Raw genomic sequence first — 23,988 nt, forward strand, 5'->3', positions numbered from 1 at the left:
ACTCCTTAATTAATATAAAAATTTTCAATAAAATTTGGTTGATAAAATTTAGTGTCAAAATTCTGTGAAATTAACTGTCTTAATGCATCAATATCCGCAATTTCACCTAATGAAATTAACTGATAGCCAACATTTCCTAATGCCGAAGATTCAATAGGCCCAGCGGTGACATTAACATTGCATAAGTCAGCACATAACTGGTTTAAAAAAGCATTTTGACAACCTCCACCGACAATGTGTAATGTCTTAATAGGATTACCACTCAGTGTCGATAATTCGTGTAATACATCTCGATATAAATGAGCTAGACTGTCAAAAATACATCTGACTAATTGAGGAAGGTTTTCAGGAATTTGACCACTGCTTTCTAAACAAACCTGTTTGATGGTTTCTGTCATGGAGTCCGGATTTAAAAACCTTGGATCATTGGGATTTATAAGAAACGTAAAAGGTTGTTCTTGTTTTGCCGATGCGATTAACTCAATAATATCTTTAACATTATTTTCAGCACAAACCCGTTGAAATAACCATAATCCCATGATGTTTTTTAATACTCGATAATTACCATCTACACCACCTTCATTGGTAATGTTGGCTTTTAATGCTTGTTTGCTTATCAGTGGTTGTTTTGATTCCAATCCCATTAATGACCAAGTACCCGAACATAAATAAGCACTATGTAAATTGATGATTGGTGCAGCAATAACCGCACTAGCAGTATCGTGACTTGCGACTGCAATTACAGGGATATGATCTCCCTTGGTACTTTGCCAATATCCAACTTGATTTCCAGGCTTACTGATATCACCAAACCATTTACGTGGTATACCAAGATAATCAAGTAAATCTTTATCCCAATCTTGAGTCGTCACATTGACAAGTTGTGTGGTGGTTGCATTGGTGTATTCTCGATTTAATACACCGGTTAATCGGTAAATCAGATAATCAGGAATCATGACAAAATCGGTTACTCGTGATAACCATTCTGGTGATTCAAGCATCATTGCCCTAAGTTGATAAAGTGTGTTAAAGGTTAAAAACTGAATTCCCGTTTTTTGATAAATATTTTCTAGACCAATGTCATCTTGTACTTTTGACATAATGTTGTCAGTACGATGATCTCGATAAGAGTAAGTAGGGCCGACAATTTGACCTTGTTTATCAAGCAACACATAATCAACCCCCCATGTATCAATACCGATACTATCGAGTTTGATATCTTGTTGAATAATTTTGTTTAATCCGGTTATAATTTCTTGTTCTAAGTACGTCAAATCCCAACAAAAATTTTTACCATCACTCTTATATCCATTACTAAATCGATGTATCTCAGTTAGTGTTAATTTTCCTGTTTGAGATCGATAACTCGACAACATGACTCTGCCACTTGATGCGCCTAGATCGATTGCAGCAATATATCTATTTGCCATTATAACTACCCTCATTTTTACTAATGAAGACAGTCTAGTGAACTATTTTGATTTACACTTTTAATCGATGGCCATTGTTAAATAAGTTTGGCAAAATTTTTAAAACGCTTGTGATCTGTACCACAAAATAAGAATAAAGGTGGTGTTTTTATACTTTCATAACAAATATTGATATAATGGTTCATTTAGTAAATAAATTGAGAGCTATTTATGTTAAATCAATTAAAAGCAATAATTCAGTATCTTTTACCTAAACAGTTATTAACCGTTATATTTGGTTGGTTAGCTAATAAACGTTTAGGTAAAGTCACCACATGGATGATTATTGGCTTTTGTAAGCTATACAAAATTGATCTAAGTGAAGCGAAGTTAACTGATGCTAAAGATTATCCAACATTTAATGACTTTTTTGCTCGTGAACTCAATGAAGATGCGAGACCTATTGATCCTTCAGAAAGTTCAATTGTCATGCCGGCAGATGGTGTAATTAGTCAATTCGGTAATATTCAAGATAATTTATTGTTACAAGCTAAAGGTCATTTTTACTCATTAGAATCTCTGCTTGCTTGTCATCCAGATATGATAAAGTTTTTTAAAAATGGCTCTTTTGCTACCACATATTTATCACCTAAAAACTATCATCGTTTTCATATGCCTTGTGATGGTATATTACGTGAAATGATTTATGTACCAGGCTCTCTATTTTCAGTTAACCAAGCTACAACTGAAAGTATTCCAAATATTTTTGCCCGAAATGAACGAGTAATTTGTTTATTTGAAACTGAATTTGGACCAATGGCACAAATTATGGTGGGCGCGACTATCGTTGGTAGTATTGAATTAAATTGGGCTGGTATAATTACACCACCTCGTGATGGAGTGATGAAACGTTGGACTTATGCTGGTGAAGTTAAATTAGCAAAAGGCCAAGATATGGGATGCTTTAAATTAGGCTCAACCGTTATCACCTTATTTGCCTCCAACGCTATTGAATTTGATAGCCATTTAAAACATGGTGATATTACCCGAGTAGGTCAAAAACTAGCCGAAAGGATCTAATCTATGTTGATGCGTGGTTTTTTGTGTTGGATATTACTGGCTATTTCATGCTTTGCTGTAGCTGAAGAATCAATACCTGTTATTGATAATGAAGATCAACTTGCAGAAGTGATTACTAAACTCGATGAAAAGAATGAAGATCTTCGTCAGAATATGGAGTACCAAAAAACACATTTAACCAGCATTATTAATGAACAAAATAATATTAATACCCAAATTTCACATGTTCAAAATACCCTTGCAACCCTTGCAGAACAAGGTGAATGGTTAAGTTTTTCAACGGCGTTAGGTGAAACTCTGCGCCAACAACTATTGCGATTACCAGAAAAACCTAAGTCACAACCACTTGATGCTGAAATCGCTGAAGCAAAAGTTCAACAACTTAATTATTCAAATACCTTAAACGGATTAGAGAATTACCCAACATTAAGTATTCCTCTTAATAATCTTAAATCTGCCAGCCAATATCGACGATTATTACGCGAACAAAGCGAACTACTTAAAACATTAATTTCAGGGACCGATACCACGATCCTTGAATTAACTAAATTAAAAATTTCCAATAAACAATTAACCAATGCCATTGATGAAGTTAATGATGCCGCTCATCGTTACTTCTTTTGGGTTGCTGATGTTAACACTATTTCACTTAGTTTTCCTTTAGACTTAGCCAAAGATGTGGTTTATGTCACGGTTTCAATTGATACACTATCACAACTCTACAATGCTAGTTTAGAAGTGCTTAGCGCACCAAAACCACTATTCTTTTTAGTATTATCAATAATGTTTGTATATGTGCATTTTAAAATGCGTGGCAAATACAACACATTTTTAAATAAATCAGCTACTCGAGTCGGTAAAGTCACCCAAGATAGTTATTCTCTGACTTTAAAAGTAATTATTTTTTCATTGATAATGGCATTACCTGTACCTATTTTATGGGCCGCATTAGGTTATGCACTACAAATTAATTGGGATTACCCTGTTGCTGTTGCTTTAGGCTATGGTGTCAATGCCGCAGCACCTATTTTGTGGGTATTCATTATTACGGCACACTTTGCTTCCCCAAATGGATTGTTTATCACTCACTTTGGTTGGGCAAAACAAAATGTTCGTCACGCAATGAAATACTATCAACTATCTGTTTGGGTCGTGATCCCATTAGTTGTCATTGTGATGAGTTTTGATCAGTTTAGTAATCGCCAATTTGCTGCAACTATTGGTCGTATAGCCTTTATTATTCTCTGTTTTGCTTTAGTATTTATGACTAATTCAATTCATAGAGCTGGCGTCCCTCTTTATATTGATAAAAAAGGTTCAGGGGATAACTTATTAAGTCATATTTTGTGGTTTATGCTATTAAGTGCACCTTGGCTAGCCATCATTGCTGCTTGTTTAGGTTATTTGTCGACAGCAGAAGTTTTACTGGGCAGATTAGAAGCCTCAGTCATAATCTGGTTTGGCTTATTAGTTATTTATTTTATGATTCGTCGTTGGATGTGGATACAAAAACGTCGTATTGAATTCGAACGGACTAAACAGCGCCGATTAGAGCGAATGCAACGCGCCAAAGGCATAGAAGAAGATATAACTGCAATCAATGATAATGTTGATGAACCTATTATTGATTTAGATGCGATTAGTGCTCAGTCATTACAATTAGTCAGATCGATTATTATGCTAATAGCCTTAATTAGTATGATCTTACTTTGGTCGGAACTTCATTCGGCTTTTGCCTTTATGAATAATATAAAGCTTTGGGGCACAAGTACCATTATCAATGGTAATGAGATCGAACAACATATTACACTTGGTGCAGTGTGTATCGCTATTTTAGTCATGACCATTACTGTTCAATTAGTTAAAAATTTACCTGCCTTACTTGAGTTAGGCATTTTACAGCATTTAGATTTAGCGCCAGGCACTGGATATGCGATTACCACGGTATCGAAATACATTATTCTGATGATAGGTTGTATGATTGCTTTTTCATTCATTGGTATAGATTGGGCTAAAATTCAGTGGTTAATTGCTGCACTTGGTGTTGGTTTAGGTTTTGGTCTACAAGAAATCTTTGCTAATTTTATTTCCGGTTTAATTATTTTGTTTGAAAAACCGGTAAGGATTGGGGATACCGTTACGATTCGAGATTTAACTGGTAATATCACTAAAATTAGTACACGAGCTATTACTATAGTCGATTGGGATCGTAAAGAAATTGTCATGCCTAATAAGGCGTTTATCACCGAACAATTAGTCAATTGGTCATTATCCGATTCAATCACTCGTATAGTATTAACCATACCTGCAACCATTGATGCAGATAGTGAACTGGTTATGAAGCTTTTACAACAAGCTTCTGAAGAATGTGAATTTGTACTTAACGATCCAGAACCACAAGTCTTTTTAGTTGATATTCAAGAAGGAATCCAACTGTTTGAATTACGGGTATTTGCGGCAGAAATGGGACATCGAATGAAATTACGCAGTGCAATACATAAACTCATTCTGGATGCTTATCGACGTCATAACCTGACCTTACCATTCCCACCATTGCAAACAAACTTAGAAGCGCTTGGTCGTAAAAGTGGTCGCCGAAATTATACTATTGGCACAGTTTAGCCAAAAATTGTTTCTAACCATGGCACCCCAAAAGCTCCGGGTGCCAATAGGACAAATGCCCAGATAGGAGCAGAAGCCACATTAGCAATATTGAATTTTGTTGCTGGCATATGCATGGTGCCAGCTATCAAAGGAACGACTGCTCGCAAAGGACCAAAAAATCGGCCAATAAACACCCCAAAAGTTCCATAACGCTGAAAAAACTGTTCAGCACGAAATACCATTTTCGGATATTTATTCAATGGCCATGAAGCAATTACCTGTTGATGATAATGTTTGCCTAACCAATAAGATATTAGATCGCCGATAATAGCCCCGCATGATGCAGCAATCAAAACAGGAACAAACGAAATCACCCCAGTTCCAATCAAAGCTCCGGCTCCTAATAAAATTGCGGTAGCAGGAACAAGTAAAGAGATGATAGCTAGTGATTCACCAAATGCTAATAAAAAAATAATTGGCAGCGACCACACTTGATGATTTTCAATAAACTGCATAATCGTATGCGTAATTTCATTTAATGACATAAAGTTGTCAACCATAATTATTTTAGATAGACTTTATTTTAACACAACAAATATATGATAGTTCTAATCGGACTAATCATTGGTAGAATCTTACAAAATCAACTAACCTAAATATTGGCCTTTTTATTGCTGCTAAGCTAAGTTATTATATTTAAAATGATAGCTAGATTTAGTCAAACAATTATTTCGAGATAAACCATGACAGTGGGCATTAAAAGCTTTAATGTAAATAAATTTAAACATGGTCAATTACAGCCGTCTGAAGATGATACTGTAGCCACAGAAAAGCCAGTGGCGCTAATTTATAATGGTATTTCTCATGTCGTCATGATGGCAACCCCAAAAGATCTCAATTATTTTGCTATTGGTTTTTCATTAACTGAAAAAATTATAGAATCAGTTAGTGAAATTTATGGCATTGATATTATTGAAACAGTACAAGGTATTGAAGTCCATATTGAACTATCGTCAAGACGTTTTATGCAATTAAAAGAAAAGCGTCGCAATTTAGCCGGTCGTACTGGTTGTGGTATTTGTGGCACAGAACAAATAGAGCAAGTCTGTCAATTTACTCAGCCTCTATTATCAAACGATAAAATCCGTTTATCTGATTTTCATCATGCCCTTGATTATCTAACGCAAGTTCAAACTGTTGGGGGACAAACCGGTTGTACGCATGCGGCTGTATGGTTGGATTTAACCGGTAATTTTATTGCTGGATTTGAAGATATCGGCAGACATGTTGCATTAGATAAATTGTTAGGTTATCGAGCAAAAATACAACAAGAAACTAAGCAAAACATACAAGGAATAATTCTTGTTTCAAGCCGAGCTAGTTATGAAATGGTACAAAAAACAGCTCGTTGTGGTGTAGAAATTCTATTTGCCGTATCAGCAGCAACGACAATGGCAATTGAACTAGCCAAACAAAGTAATTTAACTTTAGTTGGTTTTTTTAGAAACACCCAAGGAGTAATTTATACCGATAGTGAACGAATCACTGAGAAATAAGCTATCAATAATAAATTCAGACTAAACAATTATTTTACATAACCAATAAAATAATTAACCATTCAATTTATTGATTTTTAATATAAAAATAAATTTAGTTCAATATATATTATTTCACATCTTTCTTTATTTATCGAAGATCATCATAATATACGCCGAAAATAAGAACAACTTTGTTTTTATTATATATTCTTTTTTAAATGATTGTTCTAATTTTAATCAATTGTCAGTTATTGATATTATAAATAATTTTACATAACTGATTAATAATCATAATGATTTTCTTGAATTTAAAATTAAAGCATTAGTAAAAAAGTTTCTTAAATAATGATTTTTAATCGTGTTATCAATTAAGCGTATACTTAAATTTGAAAGGATAGAGTCATGCATCAAACAGCAGATATACAACAAGCAGTAAACTATATTCAACAACAAACAGATAAAAAACCTACAATTGGAATTATACTTGGATCTGGTTTAGGCCCTTTTGCCGATACTCTTGAAGATGCAGTACATATTCCTTATGACAATATCCCTCATTTTGCCAAATCTGCTGCTGTCGGTCATGCTAATGAATTAGTTATTGGTAACTGTGGCGATAAAACCATTGTTGCCATGAAAGGGCGTTTTCATTACTACGAAGGCTTTTCATTGGATCAAGTTACCTTCCCTGTTCGGGTAATGAAAATGCTTGGCGTAGAAAAACTTATCATTACCAATGCCTGTGGTGCGGTTAATACCAGCTTTAAACCGGGTGATTTAATGATAATTACAGATCACATTAATCTAACCGCTAATAACCCATTAATGGGGCCGAATAATCCTGAATTAGGTGTACGTTTTCTTGATGTAAGCGAAGTATACAATAAACAATTACGCGCAACTGTTAGCGAAGTTGCTAAAGAACTTAATATCACGTTACAACAAGGTGTTTATGCATGGTGGACTGGTCCGACTTATGAAACACCAGCTGAAATTAGAATGATTAGAGTATTAGGTGCTGATGCTGTTGGTATGTCAACCGTACCAGAAGCAATCATTGCTCATCATTCAGGTATTAAAACCATCGGAATCTCATGTTTAACCAATATGGCTTGTGGCATTTTAGATCAACCTTTAGGTCATGAAGAAGTTATTGAAACCGCTGAACGAGTTAAATCAACTTTCTTACAATTGATTACTAAAACAATTGCTCGTTTTTAGTTTTTAATAAGTCATTCTAAAAAGTAATTTTTTATAATTTTATATTAGCAGTTCACTTTATTTTGGATATAAATAATGAACATAAAACATAGATTACAAGTCATGATGTTTTTCCAATATTTTATTTGGGGAAGTTGGTTAACAACTTTTGGTATTTATTTGATCAATACGTTGAATTTTTCTGGTTATGACGTTGGTTTGGTTTACAGTACTAAAGGCTTTGCTGCATTAATTATGCCATTTATTATTGGTATTATTGCCGATAAATTTATTCCACCTAAATACTTATTTATGCTTTGTCATACTATTTGTGCTATTGCATTATTTTATGCAGCCTCAGTAACAACACCCAATCAACTGTATTGGGTGATGCTGGTTAATGCAATGGCTTTTATGCCAACTATAGCATTATCTAATTCATTAAGTTATCACTGTTTAGATAAAAGTAATTTAGACACTGTTACGGTATTCCCAAAAATCCGTGTTTTTGGAACTGTAGGTTTTATTATCGCAATGTGGACCATCAGTTTACTGAAATTCGATATAAGCAATGCTCAGCTCTATATTGCTTGTGGGGCTTCCATTATTTTAGTTATCTATAGTGCGACATTACCCAATATTGGAATCACCAAAAACCAACAACAATCATGGATTTCACGTTTAGGTTTAGATGCATTTGTGTTATTTAAAAAACCAGTAATGTTGATATTTTTTCTGTTTTCGATGTTGTTAGGCGCTATATTACAAATTACTAATACCTTTGGTGGTGCGTTTTTAAAAGATTTTGGCAGAATTGCCGAATTTCAAGACAGCATAATTGTTCAACATCCAGCGATATTATTATCTGTATCGCAAATGGCTGAAGTTGCTTTTATTTTGACTATTCCGTATTTTCTTAAGAAATTTGGCATAAAGAAAGTCATAATGATCAGCTTAATTGCCTGGACACTTAGATTTGGCTTCTTTGCCTATGGTGATCCAACACCATTTGGTTTTGTATTATTGATGCTATCAATGATTGTATATGGTTGTGCATTTGACTTCTTTAATATCTCAGGCTCCATCTTTATTGAAAAAGAAGTTAATGCTAATATACGTGCTAGTGCCCAAGGGTTATTTATGACCATGGTTAATGGTATCGGTGCGATTATAGGTTCATTTATTAGTGGTATTGTGGTTGATATCAATACACATGATGGATTAAAAGATTGGCACTCAATATGGTTAAGTTTTGCTGCTTACGCATTAGTTTTAGGTATAGTATTTTATTTTACCTTTAATTATGATCAACATAAAACCGAATCTGCGAAGTAATAACTTATCAATATAAATAAGGGATAACCCATCCCTTATTTATCCTCTGTTTTTTTGAGTATTCCCATACCGTAAAAATAGTGACATAAAGCCACAAGATATTTCTTGTTGGTTATAATTTTTATGTGCCAATAATTGACGACACATATAGTTTTAAAAGTAATGAGATTTAGTTATGAAAGAAAAATTTTTAGGTGGTTTATTAGTTTTTTTAGGCGCTTGTAGCTTCGGCGTTCTGTCTTCTATTGTCAAGACCGCTTATAAATCAGGTTATACACTTGGCCAAGTGACTGGAGTTCAATGTTTCTTAGGTATGCTGATATTATGGGGGATCCATTTTATAGTAAAAGCTACCAATAAAAATAAAGTAACGAATAAACACAAAAAAAGCTCAACTAAAAAATGGCATGTATGTGCCGTTGGTATATTTCCCGGTTTAGTTGGGATTTGTTATTATCAATGCGTGCAATTGGTTCCTGCATCTATTGCTATTATTTTGCTTATGCAATATTTATGGATAAGTGTAATTATTGATTTTGTTATTTTTAAAAATAAACCAACACCTATTCAGTTAGTGACTATCATTACAATTATCATTGGAAGCTGTTTAGCAGCAGGTATATTCAATCAGACCATTAAGTTGAATTTAACGGGGTGTTTATTTGGCTTTTTAGCTGCTTTAATGTATTCGCTTTTTATTACCACTAGTAGCAATATTGGTAACGAATTGCCAAAATTAGAAAAAAGTGCACTCATGATAACCGGAGCTTGTATTGTCACCTTTATTATTTTTCCACCACTATTTTTCTTTGAATTAAATATTGATGATAAAATTTACCAATTAGGTTTCTTACTGGCATTATTAGGTACTGTCTTACCACCTTTTTTATTCTCGGTAGGTATTCCAAAAATTGGCATCTCATTAAGTGCTATTTTATCAGCGGCAGAACTTCCCGTTGCGGTAACATGCTCTTATTTCTATTTGAGAGAATCGGTATATTTAAACCAATGGATTGGGGTGATCATTATTTTGTTGGCAATTGCCTTACCTAATTTAAAACACCTGAAAAAATAATAATCCTGCAATGTATTAAGTGTAGTAATAAAATTACTGCACTTAATTGTCTGTATCATAATTACTCTTGTACATGGCTTTTAAGCCATTGTACAAAAACATCTATTTTAGGATTATATCTTTCATGTGAGCGGCAAATATAATAACGCTGTGCACATGGTGCTTCCATATCTAAAAAAGGGGCTATCAGCTGACCCGATTCAAGATATTTTTTGATAGTCTGCTTTCTACCAATGGCAATTCCTGCATTATTGATTGCAGCAGCAATGACATGGTCTGAACGATCGAATAACAAATTTTGCATTTTAATAAAATCAAAAGATAACGAAAAGTAATTTGCCCATGTGCACCATTCATCAAAACTAAAATCTAGCATATCACCTGAATTATAATGTAATAAAATACATTTTTTTAAATTTTCGATATTGCAAAGTAGATTAAATTGCTTAGCATAATCAGGGGTACATACCGGAATAAGTGTTTCACTAATTAAATGTTCACAATCTAATTCATCATAATGCAAAGAATCATAATAGATTGCTAAATCAACTGGATATTGGTTGAAATTAATAGGTGCATTTCCTGATATCATATTCAAATTGATATGCGGATAAAGTTCTGTAAATTGCGATAATTTAGGGAGCAAATATTCTTGAATAAAAGAGGGGCAAGAGTAGATAGTGATAGCACCGGTAACTTCCTTATTTTTAATATCGACAATTTCTTGATTTAAAATACTTAATGATTTTTTAACCACAGCAAATAAATTCTTACCATCATTGGTCAAAGTTATCCTTCGATGAAATCGGTTAAATAATTTAAAGTTGAGTTCTTCTTCCAGTTTGTTGATTTGATGACTTACAGCACTTGGACTAATACAGAGTTCTTCAGCGGCAGAAGCAAAAGATAAATGGCGAGCAGCAGACTCAAATGTATGTAACTTTGATAACTGATAACGATTAATAAAACGGCTACTATTTGATACTTTATCTTCACTATGCATTTGCAGTGATCCCAAAGAACACTATAAAAGATCATTCTACTAATCTAATCTATTACCGTTCGGAAAGCCACTATTTTTTATCCGGTTAATGTGATGTCTATGTTGCAACAATTTAGCTCATGCAAAGTTAACAATAGATCATTTGTCAAATACTAGACAAAAAAAACAAAAAATACTAGTATTTATTATTGTAAAAAGTGTAGTATTATCTAGGATACTAGATAAAAGTAATCTATATTTTTTATAAGTTTTAATATCTATAAAATAAAGTCTTTACCGTGGTTGATATATTTTGTTATTTAGTACATTTAGTAAAATGACACAAATGAAGTAATGTTATCTGTAGGTATTGAAAAGTTTATTGATCGTCTCAATATCATTATTGATATTCTAAATTAAGAATGATTAGCGTTTCTTTGATAAGAATAAGTTGTTTTTCAAAAGATATTTTTAGTAGCGTAATAACATAAAATTAAGTCCAATATGATAATTTAATAAAGTCTATCCTTTTTTAGTGAACGTTTTCCAGAAGGTTTGATACTTCTAAAATGGACTTATATCAACCAGTGATTGGCATTCGAGGTATCAATATATCTCAAATCTAAATCATCATCCTAAGACATGCAGTTTATTATTATAGATTAATAACTTGATAAACAAGCATATTAAGATTTATCTAATTTATCTTAAACCAATTAATAAAAGCTACATAGTTATTACTATATGTATTATAGATATAGTAAATATTAGCCAAGGCTTGTATTTTAATAACATTTAAATAACAGGAGGCTCAGCAAAATAGTAGGTTTAAAACAAGCTATTAAATAGCATGTTAGTCTTATTTATATCGTAACAAGATGATTTTTTCTTAAATCATTGGTTTTAATAGTCAGTAGTAAATAGCAGTATAGTAACAGTCTTAGTTGTTTTGTATGTGTAAACATAAAGTTAAACAGATATGCCTTGACAATAATGAGTATTAACACTGTTTTATTGTCAAATTTATTGTTCTATTTTTACCCTGAATTAAAAGGAAGTTACAGAATGAAGACATATAAAAAACCATTATTCACCTTAGTGCATAGCAATGATGCTATACCTGAGCATAAAACCTTAGCGTATCTTGACCCAACATTAAATGATTATACAGATCATATTGATGAAATTATTGGTTTACGTATTAAGGAATTGAAACTTCACCATTCTGAATATAGGGAATATCATGATGATAAACAAAATAATAAGTCAGGTTTTTCTTTTATTTTTCAAGAAATATTTGAATCAGAACATCATAAAAAACAAATTGGTATGTTGAAAGATGAGCTCTTAATTGCCAAAGAATCAAATAGAGTAAAGAAATTGCTGAATGATCGTTTAAAGGAATTTGCGAAGTTTTACCCTGAAATACAATTTAACTTGAATAATGTTCAATCTCTACCAACCAGATTTAAAGATTACCTTTTTGCTCCACCCTTAGTCTTAACTGAAGATAATACTATTATGCTTTGGGATGACTAAAAAAACTTAACAATAATTAATAAGGCAAAATCTACAGTATTGACATACTGTAGATTTTTTATTTTAACCTTCTAAATAATTTTAACTATTAAATGCACTTTCACCATGACTATTGATATCAAGTCCTTCACGTTCATGCTCTTCAGATACCCGTAAACCAACACTAAAATCAGCAATTTTATAGGCAATATAAGCAATGATTGCCGTCCAAATTACACAAGTGATAACACTCATTAACTGTATACCAACTTGACTTGTCATAGTGATGCCATCGGCATAACCTGTTCCGCCTAATGACTCAGAAGCAAAAACTCCAGTTAATAGACAACCAACAATACCACATACACCATGTACACCAAATACATCACAGGTATCATCAACTTTTAATATCCTTTTTAAAGATGACACACCCCAAACACCGGCAACCCCACAAATAAGACCAATTAACATTGCACCGCCAACACCAACAAATCCTGCAGCTGGAGTGATACCAACTAATCCAGCAATCACACCTGATGCTGCCCCCAAACATGATGGTTTACCACGTAATATCCATTCGGCAAATGACCACGCTAAAACAGCGGCAGCAGTTGCGGCAACGGTATTAATAAATGCTAAACCAGCAATTTCATCAGCATGTGTTGACGATCCGGCATTGAAACCAAACCAACCGATATATAATATAGCTGCACCTAAATAAACATAAGGTAAGTTAAACGGTTTTAATGGTTCTCGATTGTAACCAATACGATTTTTAAGCATATAGGCACCGAGTAAACCAGCAACAGCGGCATTGATATGTACCACAGTACCACCAGCAAAATCCAATGCGCCTTCATCACCAAGAATTCCCCCCCCCCAAACCATATGAGCCATCGGAATATATGAGAAAGTGAACCATAACACCATAAAAATAAGAACTGCCGAAAAACGAATTCTTTCTGCAAAGGCCCCCAAGATTAAACAGCAAGTGATGCAAGCAAAAGAACCTTGAAATGCAATCCAGATCATTTCATAGATCGAACCAGAAACATCAGTAATACCGACATTAGCCAATAAAAAATGGTCAAAATTACCAAAAAACCAGTTACCTTCACCAAAGGCTAAAGAGTAGCCATAAGCTATCCATAACACAGCAATCAACGAAAATGTCACTAATACTTGCGATAACATGGATAAAACGTTTTTAGATCTTAATAACCCACCGTAAAAAAGTGCAATACCTGGTACTGACATAAATAAAACTAATGCGGTACAAATCATCATAAAACCATTATCAGCTTTATCTGCAACTACTATTTCATCGGCAAACACTGGACTAGCTAAAGCCAATCCGAAACAAAGAATAAATTTTTTCAACATAATGATATCCTTATTGATAATTACAGTGCTGACTCATCAGTTTCACCAGTACGAATACGAACGACATGTTCTAGCGGAGTAACAAAAATTTTCCCATCCCCTATTTTTCCCGTATAAGCAGCTTTACTGATGGTACTAATTACTTCATCAAGCAATTCATCACTAATTGCTAGCTCAATTTTAACTTTAGGTAGAAAGTTGACATTATATTCTGCTCCACGGTACAGCTCGGCATGACCTTTTTGTCGCCCAAATCCCTTAACTTCAGTAACAGTTAAACCAGTAATTCCAATATTGGATAGTGATTCTCTGACCTCTTCTAATTTGAAAGGTTTTATAACTACGGTGACAAATTTCATTCATTACTCCTTATTACTATTAATGTTATTTAAGTTAATGCAAGGAGCATGCCAAAATTAGTCTAGAATGATTAACCATTGAAATATTTGTTATTTTTAAAATTGGTTGATGATTATTGTTATGTAAAAAATTTTGAGGAAAAGGGTTTTTAAAGACAAAAATAGGCTTTCTAGCGCACCAATTTGGTGCTTATGCCTATTTTTGGTGCCGATAGATATTAATAATCAGAATGTTACCATTAGTTTTCGATATTCGTCATAAGCAAAATGATCAGTCATACCACTAATATAGTCTTGAATTAATCTGCAACGATAATAGAATTCCCAACATTTAAAGCTAGAATGCTCTTTGTCCAATAATGCAATAGCTTGTTGATAAGCGACACAATGTTTTGCCGATAATTTATGATATAACCGTGTTTCGATAGGATAGTTTTTATGATTACTTGTTTTGGCTAAGTTAATAAAATCATCTGTTGCCATATTTAGCAGTGGACTATAAATATCTAATAAACCAGTGATTATTCGATAACCCTGTAATTCAATATTTTCAACCATCTCATGATTAAAGATATGTTCAAATCCAACTGTTTTAAATATATTCAGTAATTTATATTCAGCTTCATGATCTTCAAGTAAAGCGTGATTAAATGAACCATGATAGATTGTTTCAATATTTTCAATGAATCGTTCTGCCGCATGAGGTACCAATTTAGCAATAGTATTTACCCGTAAATACATAAAGAATTGGTCAATGCCTATCGCTTCAAATTCATTTTTTTTCAAATTGTCATAAGGTTTATTAACAACTTCATCAAATAAATCACCTTTTTTAACTGGGCCCCATGCTTCTTTTAAATAGTGGTAAAGCTGTTGTACCGTTAATATTTTCTTTTCTACTGCATCTTCCAGATCGGCAATACAGTAGGAAATATCATCCGCCGCTTCCATAATATAAGTAAGTGGATAGCGATGAAATGGTTGGATATCCAGTTGCTGTGATAATTCATTAACAAAAGATTCTTCAGACAGATAGTATCCAGGTTTTTTCATCAAATAGCTGAATTCATCTGGAATATCATTAGACCAATAAGCAGGTTTGGAATATTTTAGAATTGAAGCGATTTGTGAATAAGTTAAGTTAAGTCGAAGAATTGTATGCACCAATCGAATTGCTTGAGCATTACCTTCAAAGTTTGCAAGATCTTGGCGAATTTTTAATTTTAATGATTTGAGTGATTGCTCTTCGTTCTCATTGATATTAAGTATTGGATAGATTGAATCATTATCAATTCCCAAACGCGCACTAAACCACTGATTGATTGCTGCTTCACCAAAATGGCCGAATGGTGGATTACCAATATCATGCATTAAACAAGCCATTTCAACTAAGCTTTCTACCGACATGACGGATTTATCTAAGCCAAACGTCTTTAACTTTCCAGAGAGACTAAGACGATTGACAATCTCCTTGACGATATAACGACCAACTTGTTGTACTTCCATTGAATGAGTAAGCCGAGTTCGCACAACAGAATTACGCTCTAAAGGAAATACTTGTGTTTTTTGCTGTAAACGCCGTATAGCTGCTGAATTAAGAATGCGACCCCGATCACTTTCAAAAAAGCGCAAGACAGAATATTCATCCGACGCTTGACGTTGTTTACTGGCATATCGTTGATAATTAATTTTTTTATTAAAATCGATCATATCGCAACCTGAGGTTCAATCAGCTATAATTTCTGTTTTGCCCACTCGATTGGTGAACCATATTCTGCTGGTAGCATAGAAGCAAGTTGATTTAAAGCGTCGATCAATTTTTGACGATGTTGATGGCTTAAATTGATATGGCCAACTTTACGCCCTACTCTTACTTCTTTTTCATACCAATGCAAATGAACTAAATCTACCGCTAACCAATTAATGTTGAATTCGGTACCAATTAAATTCACCATCACTGATGGACAAAAAACATCTGGCTTAGGTAATGGTAAATCTAAAATAGCCCGTAAATGTAATTCAAACTGGCTAATAGAAGCACCGTTTTGTGTCCAATGACCACTATTATGTACCCTTGGAGCCAATTCGTTAATTAATAAGCTATCGCCAATGACAAAACATTCCATTGCCATAACACCAACATAATTAAGTTTATGCATAATCTTTGCTAGCATCTGCTCAGCGCTTGCCTGTAATGTCTCATTTTCACATGGGATAGCAACACTCATTTTTAATATGCCATCTTGATGCAAATTATTAGTCAAAGGATAAAAAACAGTTTCCCCTTTGGCATTTCGAGCCCCAACCAGCGACAGCTCTTTTTCAAAAGGAATCGCTTGTTCAACAATAGCATTTTTATAAATATCATTCGGTACAGTGATGTCATCATCTATAGAAAGTCGCCATTGCCCACGCCCATCATAACCACCGGTTCGACGCTTAACAATTAGTAAATCACCTAATTTTTCATAAAAATTCGGCCAATCATGCTGATTATTAACAGCAAACCATTTAGCTGTTGGTAAATTCAGTTCATCAAGTAACTGTTTTTGAGTTAAACGGTCCGCAATAATAGGAAATACATCTCGATTAACAAACTGAGGATGACTAGCTAAAATTTGCGTAAGTTGCGTTTCAGGCCAACGTTCAATTTCAGCAGTAATAACAGAATCTTGATAAGGGATCGATACAGGTTCAACATCTAGTCCTACCGGATAAACATGAATACCTAATGGTTCACCTGCCTGTCGAAGCATACGCCCTAACTGGCCATTTCCTAACACACAAACAGCTCCAATTGTCATATTATATTGCTACCCTCGGATCAGGATTATTTAAAACTTCATCAGTTTGACTTAATCGCCAATTCGATAAACGTTGATAAATTTCTTGGTTATGTAATGCTAGAATTTGCGCAGCTAATAAGGCTGCATTTGCGGCTCCAGCTTTACCAATAGCTAAAGTTCCTACAGGAATGCCTTTTGGCATTTGTACGATTGAATAAAGGCTATCCACACCACTTAATGCAGCACTCTGAACAGGCACACCTAAAACAGGTACTAAGGTTTTTGCTGCTAACATACCCGGTAAATGAGCTGCACCGCCCGCACCAGCGATGATAACATCGAAGCCTTTTATTTTAGCATTTTCAGCAAATTCGAATAATTTATCTGGAGTACGGTGGGCAGAAACAATTTCAACATGATAAGTAATGGCTAAAGTATCTAAAATATCAGCAGCATGCTGCATAGTAGCCCAATCACTTTTCGACCCCATTACAATGGCAATTTTTGGTTGAGTATGCATAGATGATTATAAGGAGATTTAAATATTAAATGTCGAAAGTATACACTAAAATTTGATAAATGGGATAGCAAGAAGTATGACTTCTTATCAATAAGTTAAACTGAATATTCGAACAATTTAAGCTAATGCATAAATAAAAAAATTAATCTCATAATATAACGTTATTAAATCCGCCAATATATGGCGGATAATCATATAAATTTATGGATTAACCGCAGCAACGATTTTAATTTCAATCAAATACTCTTTTTTCATTAATCCTGCCTGAACAGTACAACGAACTGGAGCTTTCCCTTTCGCTACCCATTCATCCCACGCTTTGTCCATGGCTGGAAAATCACTTTTATTTACCAAAAAAAGGGTCGCATCTAAAATGCGACTTTTATCACTATTCACTCTCGCTAAAATTTTATCTATTTGCGCTAATGCACTTTGGGTTTGCGTATAAGCATCATCACGCAAATCTGTTGGCACGCTTGTATAATAGATCACATTATTATGAATCACCGCTTCCGACCATCTATCTTCGGGATCTATACGAGTAATTGTCATTATATTTTCCTTAAAAATTTTTTATTAAGATACTTTGATGAAATCAGCTCGTAATTTTTTGATCTCATCACGTAAAACACCTGCTTTTTCAAATTCTAGATTTTGGGCAGCTTCATACATCATGGCTTCAAGCTCTTTGACTCTTGCTTGAACTTCTTTGACCGAAACATAATTATACTGTCCACCAGGTTCAAAAGCTTGTACTTTAGCCGTAGCTTTTTTCGTGCTTAAACCAGCATCTAAAACATCCTTAATTTCTTTACGTACTGATTTTGGCGTAATACCATGAGCTTCATTAAAATCTTCCTGTTTTTTACGACGGCGCGCTGTTTCGTCGATCGTTTTCTGCATAGCAGGTGTGATTTTGTCGGCGTATAAAATCGCTTTACCATTCACGTTTCGAGCTGCACGACCAACCGTTTGAATTAATGAACTTTCTGAACGCAAAAAGCCTTCGCGATCAGCATCTAAAATTGCAATTAATGATACTTCAGGGATATCTAATCCTTCTCGTAATAAGTTGATACCGACTAACACATCAACCTTACCGAGACGAAGATCGCGAATAATTTCCATTCGTTCTACAGTATTAATATCCGAATGCAAATATTTAACATTAACATTATGTTCAGATAAATAATCAGTTAAGTTTTCAGCCATACGTTTAGTTAAAGTAGTGACTAATACTCGCTCATCTTGATTTATTCTCACTTTAATTTCAGATAATAGATCATCAACTTGAGTAGCAACCGGTCTAACTTCAATAATCGGATCTAATAAACCTGTAGGTCTAACAACCTGCTCGATAATTTCACCACCCGATTTTTCAATTTCATATTTAGCTGGTGTTGCTGAAACATAAATTGTTTGTGGCATTATGTTTTCAAATTCTGAAAATTTTAGCGGTCGGTTATCTAATGCTGATGGTAAACGAAAACCATATTCAACTAAATTAAGTTTACGTGATCTATCACCATTATACATCGCCCCCAATTGCGGAATTGCCACATGAGATTCATCGATAAATAATAAGCCGTCAGCAGGCAAATAATCAAACAATGTTGCGGGTGGATCTCCGGCTTTACGTTGAGCTAAATATCTTGAATAATTTTCAATTCCAGAACAGTAACCAAGTTCGGTCATCATCTCTATATCAAATAGAGTCCGCTGAGTTAATCGTTGTTCTTCTAAAAGTCGATTATTATCCAACAAAACTTTCTGGCGTTCTTGAAGCTCTTGCTTAATTTCAGCAATCGCATTGTCCATAATATTTCTTGGGGTTACATAGTGCGTTTTGGGATAAATTGTAATACGAGGTACTTCATTAATCGCATTGCCAGTTAATGGATCAAACATAACTATCCGTTCAACTTCATCATCAAAAAGCTCAACACGTACAGCTAGTTCATCTGAATCAGCAGGGAATATATCAATAACATCACCTCGTACCCGAAACGTACCACGACTAAAACCAATTTCATTACGGGTATATTGTAATTCAGCTAAACGCGTTAAGATTGAACGCTGATCAGTGATGGTACCTCTTGCTAAATGTAAAATCATGGACATATAAGTTTCAGGTGCACCTAAACCATATATGGCTGATACTGAAGCCACAATCACTACATCACGGCGTTCTAATAACGATTTAGTAGCCGATAAACGCATTTGCTCAATATGCTCGTTAATTGAGGCATCTTTCTCAATAAATGTGTCAGTAGAAGGCACATATGATTCTGGTTGATAATAATCATAATAAGAAACAAAATATTCCACCGCATTATCAGGAAAGAATGCTTTCATTTCACCATATAACTGCGCCGCCAAAGTTTTATTAGGTGCTAAAATAATAGTTGGACGATTATGCTTGGCAATGACATTGGCCATAGTAAATGTTTTACCTGAACCTGTAACACCTAATAATGTTTGATGCGCTATCCCATCATCAAGATTTTGATTTATCCGATCAATTGCCGCGGGCTGATCGCCAGCAGGTTTAAAATCAGAACATAATTTAAATTTTCTCATTACTCGCAACCTAAAATTTTACCTATTAATAAAAATTATCCCCAAAAAACACTTGACCTTTAGAAATGTTATATTTTTTGTTCAGTTAAGCTAAAAGAATGTAAAGCCGCCTTAACAAACAACCCTTGATTTATGATAACTAATTGATATATATAAATATTCAAAATCATGATTAAGTTGTAATCAAATCAAACAAAAACCTGATGAGCATTGAGGTTAACACACTTTTCAATCAACTATTCACAGACTTATCCACAGGCATAGGGGATAACTTGCTAAGTATAATCAATATAAACTTTTTTCCAAATTTTGACTAAATTTTGAGCTATTTAAAAAACTTTTTTTATTGATTATTCCTATTTTTAAAACTTAATTTAATAGTTTTTATCTAAACAATTTTTTAATACCTTCTATTTTATATTGATAGCCAACAGTCTCATTAGGCACAAAAGTTAATCGATGAGTGATGCATTTTGGCGCATCTTCTGTATGATGGGAAACAAACAATAATTGTGTATTACCTCTATCAATTAAATTATCAATCCAACTTTTGACCAATTCACGATTCAAATAATCAAGTCCCTGTAATGGTTCGTCTAGAATCAGTAACGTTGGGTGTTTCACTAAAGCCCTAGCAATTAGGACTAAACGTTGCTGCCCCCATGAAAGCGATTGAAACGGTTTCTCAGCTAATTCGGTTAAATCTAATAATTGCAACCACTGTTTAACTAATTTTAATTGTTTATCACTAGCTGTTTGATATACGCCAATTGAATCAAAATAGCCTGATACTAATACATTTTCCACACTTAAACTAACTCGGTAATCTAGATGAAAACTACTACTTACATAGCCAATATGACGCTTGATGTCCCATATAGTTTCACCAGATCCTCGTTTACGTCCAAACAGTGTCAAATCGTTACTATATCCCTGAGGATGATCACCCGTTATTAGACTCAATAATGTCGATTTTCCTGCCCCATTTGGCCCAACTATTTGCCAATTTTCATTAGCTTTTACTAACCAATTTAATCCATTAATAATTGCTTTACCATCATATTGAACAAAACCATTATTTAAAATAATCCGATCTAAATCGTTGGGTAATGGCACAGAAACTTCATCAGGCTCTGGTAAAGTAAAATTAGATAAATGTTCTAAATTAGCAAGTTGTTTAACGGTTACGTCATCTAATATGGTGTCTTTTGTGCCATATTTCAATAGCTGACAATTAGCCAGTAATCCAATATATTTAACAAATGGCGGAATCTCATTAAAACGATTTAATACCATTACAATAGTAATATTTTGTTTTGATAGTTGACTGAGTGTTTCAGCTAAATTAGCTCGAGATGCAACATCTAAACCATCAAATGGCTCATCTAAAATTAATAGTTCAGGTTTACTCATTAATGTGCGACAAATTAAGGTTTTACGAGTTTCTCCGGTGGAAAGATATTTAAAACGACGATTTAAAAGATCTGCTATACCAAATTGTAGTGCTAAACTTTCACAAAGTGCTTGGTTTTGATTATGTTCTTGGATAATCTCAGCCGTAGTTAATCCAGTATCATCTTCTTTATCGCTTAGCATGTCGGTATTATTTCGTTTCCATTCATCATCGATTATTTTCTGTAAGTGCTCAAAGGATATATGCGCAACAGATTTAAAATGATTAATTACCTTCCCTGATAATACTGTTTGATCACCAGCTAATGCTTTAGCTAATACTGACTTACCCGATCCATTTCGGCCGACAAAAGCAACAATATCACCAGCATTAATCGTCAAAGACTCGATAGTAAAAACGCGGAAATCACTAATTTTATATATTGTATTTTCAATTTGTAACATAAATACCTCAAATGACTAAACTAATGTAGCAATGATAATATGTTGAGGATCGATAGATATGGTTGTTTGCTGACCTTCGATTAACTTTACATGATTAACTTCGCTGGTTAATTTGCTTGCGTAAAGTATCATACCTGATGGCAATGAAAATGAAATTTCAGATAACTGACCATCAGTGATTATTTTTTCAACTTTAACCGTTAATTGATTTTCATTTAAATTATTCAATTCAATCAAAGGGGCTTTAATAAGTAAAAGCACGGTTTTATTAACATCTATTTTTAAATGTTCAATACTTTGCTGAGTTATATAAGCTTTTAGTTCCGTTTGATTATCATTTAATTTAACCTTTACAAATCCGGCAATATTACTAGTTTCAATATTTGCAACACTACCATAAATTTGATTACGAGCACTGGTTTGCAATGATAATCTAGCTGTGATTTTTAAAATATCATCCAGCGCAATATTGTCATCATTTAAAATATTAAATGCATTATATTGTAGCTGAGTTAATAGATCGTAAAGTTGTATAAATCTAACTGCGTAAGCACTAAGTTTGGTACCGCCACCATTTTTTCCTCCTGTAGCGGTAATCAAAAAAGGGGTTGGTGCCAAATTATTGATTTCATTAATCGCATCCCATGCAGTTTTATAACTTATACCGATTTGTTTGGCGGCTTGACTTAATGAACCTGTTTGATCTATCGCTTTTAGTAGGGCAATTCGCCGTGGATCAGTAAATAATTGCTGATTTAAGTTTAAAGTTAATAAAATTTCTGGTGACAGCATTATTTTGTGCCTTATAAGATTAAATAAACCATTATTAATGGTAAAGTTATTCTATTGTAGACGTTTTTTTATTTTCCACCAAAAATTGTAATAATATCTCTTTATGAACAATAAAATTTCGCTAACAAGTAAAGATTAAATGTACATTATAGATAAAGTTTGATAGCATCGTTATACATTATTTTATATAACGAATACAATAAATAACATGAAAAAAATAAATTGTTTAATAATAATATTAACAGCTTTATTTGTGAGTTTATCTGCAACAGCCAGTCAAAAAATCACAGTATTTGCCGCAGCATCGCTGACTAATGCAATGCAAGATATCGCAACTAGTTATAAAAAAGAGCATAAAGATACCGAAATCGTATTTTCCTTTGCTTCTTCTTCTGTTTTAGCTAAACAAATTGAACAAGGTGCTCCAGCAGATATTTTTATGTCAGCAGATCAAAAATGGATGAATTATCTTATTGAACATAAAATTACAACAGAAAAACAAAATTTGTTAAAAAACGGCTTAGTTTTAATAGCGCCAAAACAATCTAAATTAGACAAAGTAGATATCAATACAGAGACTAACTGGCAAACAATTTTACCCAAAGGCGAAAGATTAGCTGTCGGTGATCCTGACCATGTCCCTGCCGGACTGTATGCTAAAGAGTCTTTAACTAATTTAGGCGTATTTGATAAATTGTTACCACAAATGGCTCCAGCAAGTAATGTTCGTGATGCGTTAATGTTAGTTGAACGCAATGAAGCTGCATTAGGGATTGTGTATAGCACTGATGCAAAAGTAAGTGATAAAGTGAAAGTCGTTGGTAGTTTTCCTGCTGATACATTCAAAGCTATTAAATATCCAATAACATTATTGAAACCTGAAGCAAAAGAGTTTTATCAATATTTAAATTCACCAACAGCACAAAATATTTTTCAAAAATATGGTTTTTTAACTAATTAGTATTCTGAA

The 23,988-nt window shown here is 33.5% G+C and carries 20 protein-coding genes; 8 read left to right on the forward strand and 12 right to left on the reverse strand.

Going from position 1 to position 23,988, the window contains the following annotated elements:
- Positions 1-5: 5 nt before the first annotated feature.
- Positions 6-1,430: a rhamnulokinase gene (gene rhaB, locus H3T56_RS00360; RefSeq protein WP_198191748.1), complete on the reverse strand. Its 1,425-nt coding sequence runs from the start codon at positions 1,428-1,430 to the stop codon at positions 6-8.
- Positions 1,431-1,640: 210 nt separating this feature from the next.
- Here rhaB and asd point away from each other — a divergent pair, with 210 nt between their 5' ends.
- Both asd and mscM read left to right on the forward strand, forming a co-directional pair.
- Positions 1,641-2,489: an archaetidylserine decarboxylase gene (gene asd / locus H3T56_RS00365; protein WP_198191749.1), complete on the forward strand. Its 849-nt coding sequence runs from the start codon at positions 1,641-1,643 to the stop codon at positions 2,487-2,489.
- A gap of 3 nt (positions 2,490-2,492) precedes the next feature.
- A complete protein-coding gene (mscM, locus tag H3T56_RS00370; protein WP_198191750.1) occupies positions 2,493-5,111 on the forward strand; it encodes a miniconductance mechanosensitive channel MscM in 2,619 nt (872 codons plus the stop codon).
- Here mscM and H3T56_RS00375 read toward each other — a convergent pair.
- Positions 5,108-5,638, reverse strand: coding sequence for a DedA family protein (locus H3T56_RS00375; RefSeq protein ID WP_086360417.1), 531 nt, complete (start codon positions 5,636-5,638; stop codon positions 5,108-5,110). The genes mscM and H3T56_RS00375 overlap by 4 nt on opposite strands.
- Positions 5,639-5,836: 198 nt before the next feature.
- Here H3T56_RS00375 and fdhD point away from each other — a divergent pair, with 198 nt between their 5' ends.
- The 4 genes from fdhD to H3T56_RS00395 all read left to right on the forward strand — a co-directional run bounded on the left by fdhD (position 5,837) and on the right by H3T56_RS00395 (position 10,241).
- Positions 5,837-6,649: a formate dehydrogenase accessory sulfurtransferase FdhD gene (gene fdhD, locus H3T56_RS00380; RefSeq protein WP_198191751.1), complete on the forward strand. Its 813-nt coding sequence runs from the start codon at positions 5,837-5,839 to the stop codon at positions 6,647-6,649.
- A 384-nt stretch (positions 6,650-7,033) separates the two neighbouring features.
- Complete coding sequence (locus H3T56_RS00385; protein WP_065651819.1) at positions 7,034-7,852, forward strand: purine-nucleoside phosphorylase; 819 nt, start codon at positions 7,034-7,036, stop codon at positions 7,850-7,852.
- 75 nt (positions 7,853-7,927) lie between these two features.
- Entirely contained in the window at positions 7,928-9,166 is a 1,239-nt protein-coding gene (locus H3T56_RS00390; RefSeq protein ID WP_110453218.1) for a nucleoside permease, read from the forward strand.
- Between the two features lie 175 nt (positions 9,167-9,341).
- Positions 9,342-10,241: a DMT family transporter gene (locus tag H3T56_RS00395; RefSeq protein ID WP_065579290.1), complete on the forward strand. Its 900-nt coding sequence runs from the start codon at positions 9,342-9,344 to the stop codon at positions 10,239-10,241.
- Between the two features lie 61 nt (positions 10,242-10,302).
- Here the strand turns inward: H3T56_RS00395 and dsdC are convergent, their stop codons facing one another.
- On the reverse strand, positions 10,303-11,244 hold the full coding sequence (dsdC, locus tag H3T56_RS00400) for a DNA-binding transcriptional regulator DsdC (protein WP_198191752.1): 942 nt from the start codon (positions 11,242-11,244) through the stop codon (positions 10,303-10,305).
- 1,044 nt (positions 11,245-12,288) lie between these two features.
- Between dsdC and H3T56_RS00405 the strand changes: the two genes are divergently transcribed.
- Positions 12,289-12,762 carry a hypothetical protein gene (locus H3T56_RS00405; protein WP_065579292.1) on the forward strand — a complete coding sequence of 158 codons (474 nt, stop codon included), beginning with the start codon at positions 12,289-12,291 and terminating at the stop codon, positions 12,760-12,762.
- A gap of 81 nt (positions 12,763-12,843) precedes the next feature.
- Here the strand turns inward: H3T56_RS00405 and amtB are convergent, their stop codons facing one another.
- The 9 genes from amtB to H3T56_RS00450 all read right to left on the reverse strand — a co-directional run bounded on the left by amtB (position 12,844) and on the right by H3T56_RS00450 (position 23,018).
- Positions 12,844-14,124 carry an ammonium transporter AmtB gene (gene amtB, locus H3T56_RS00410; protein WP_086360413.1) on the reverse strand — a complete coding sequence of 427 codons (1,281 nt, stop codon included), beginning with the start codon at positions 14,122-14,124 and terminating at the stop codon, positions 12,844-12,846.
- Positions 14,125-14,144: 20 nt separating this feature from the next.
- Positions 14,145-14,483, reverse strand: coding sequence for a P-II family nitrogen regulator (glnK, locus tag H3T56_RS00415; protein ID WP_065579294.1), 339 nt, complete (start codon positions 14,481-14,483; stop codon positions 14,145-14,147).
- A gap of 225 nt (positions 14,484-14,708) precedes the next feature.
- Entirely contained in the window at positions 14,709-16,193 is a 1,485-nt protein-coding gene (dgt, locus tag H3T56_RS00420) for a dGTPase (RefSeq protein WP_198191753.1), read from the reverse strand.
- Between the two features lie 23 nt (positions 16,194-16,216).
- A complete protein-coding gene (gene purK / locus H3T56_RS00425; protein WP_198191949.1) occupies positions 16,217-17,281 on the reverse strand; it encodes a 5-(carboxyamino)imidazole ribonucleotide synthase in 1,065 nt (354 codons plus the stop codon).
- Positions 17,282-17,288: 7 nt separating this feature from the next.
- On the reverse strand, positions 17,289-17,789 hold the full coding sequence (gene purE, locus H3T56_RS00430; protein ID WP_198191754.1) for a 5-(carboxyamino)imidazole ribonucleotide mutase: 501 nt from the start codon (positions 17,787-17,789) through the stop codon (positions 17,289-17,291).
- A gap of 201 nt (positions 17,790-17,990) precedes the next feature.
- A complete protein-coding gene (locus H3T56_RS00435) occupies positions 17,991-18,341 on the reverse strand; it encodes a RidA family protein (protein WP_198191755.1) in 351 nt (116 codons plus the stop codon).
- A 24-nt stretch (positions 18,342-18,365) separates the two neighbouring features.
- Complete coding sequence (gene uvrB / locus H3T56_RS00440) at positions 18,366-20,369, reverse strand: excinuclease ABC subunit UvrB (RefSeq protein ID WP_086364025.1); 2,004 nt, start codon at positions 20,367-20,369, stop codon at positions 18,366-18,368.
- 384 nt (positions 20,370-20,753) lie between these two features.
- Positions 20,754-22,226, reverse strand: a complete 1,473-nt coding sequence (gene modF / locus H3T56_RS00445) for a molybdate ABC transporter ATP-binding protein ModF (protein ID WP_086360410.1) — start codon at positions 22,224-22,226, stop codon at positions 20,754-20,756.
- Between the two features lie 15 nt (positions 22,227-22,241).
- A complete protein-coding gene (locus H3T56_RS00450; RefSeq protein WP_198191756.1) occupies positions 22,242-23,018 on the reverse strand; it encodes a TOBE domain-containing protein in 777 nt (258 codons plus the stop codon).
- Positions 23,019-23,226: 208 nt separating this feature from the next.
- Here H3T56_RS00450 and modA point away from each other — a divergent pair, with 208 nt between their 5' ends.
- Positions 23,227-23,979 (forward strand): molybdate ABC transporter substrate-binding protein, encoded by a 753-nt coding sequence (gene modA / locus H3T56_RS00455; RefSeq protein WP_198191757.1) that lies wholly within the window; start codon positions 23,227-23,229, stop codon positions 23,977-23,979.
- The last annotated feature ends 9 nt before the right edge of the window (positions 23,980-23,988 follow it).

It is taken from the genome of Gilliamella sp. W8123 (assembly GCF_016101085.1).
Taxonomy (GTDB): Bacteria; Pseudomonadota; Gammaproteobacteria; order Enterobacterales; family Orbaceae; genus Gilliamella; species Gilliamella apis.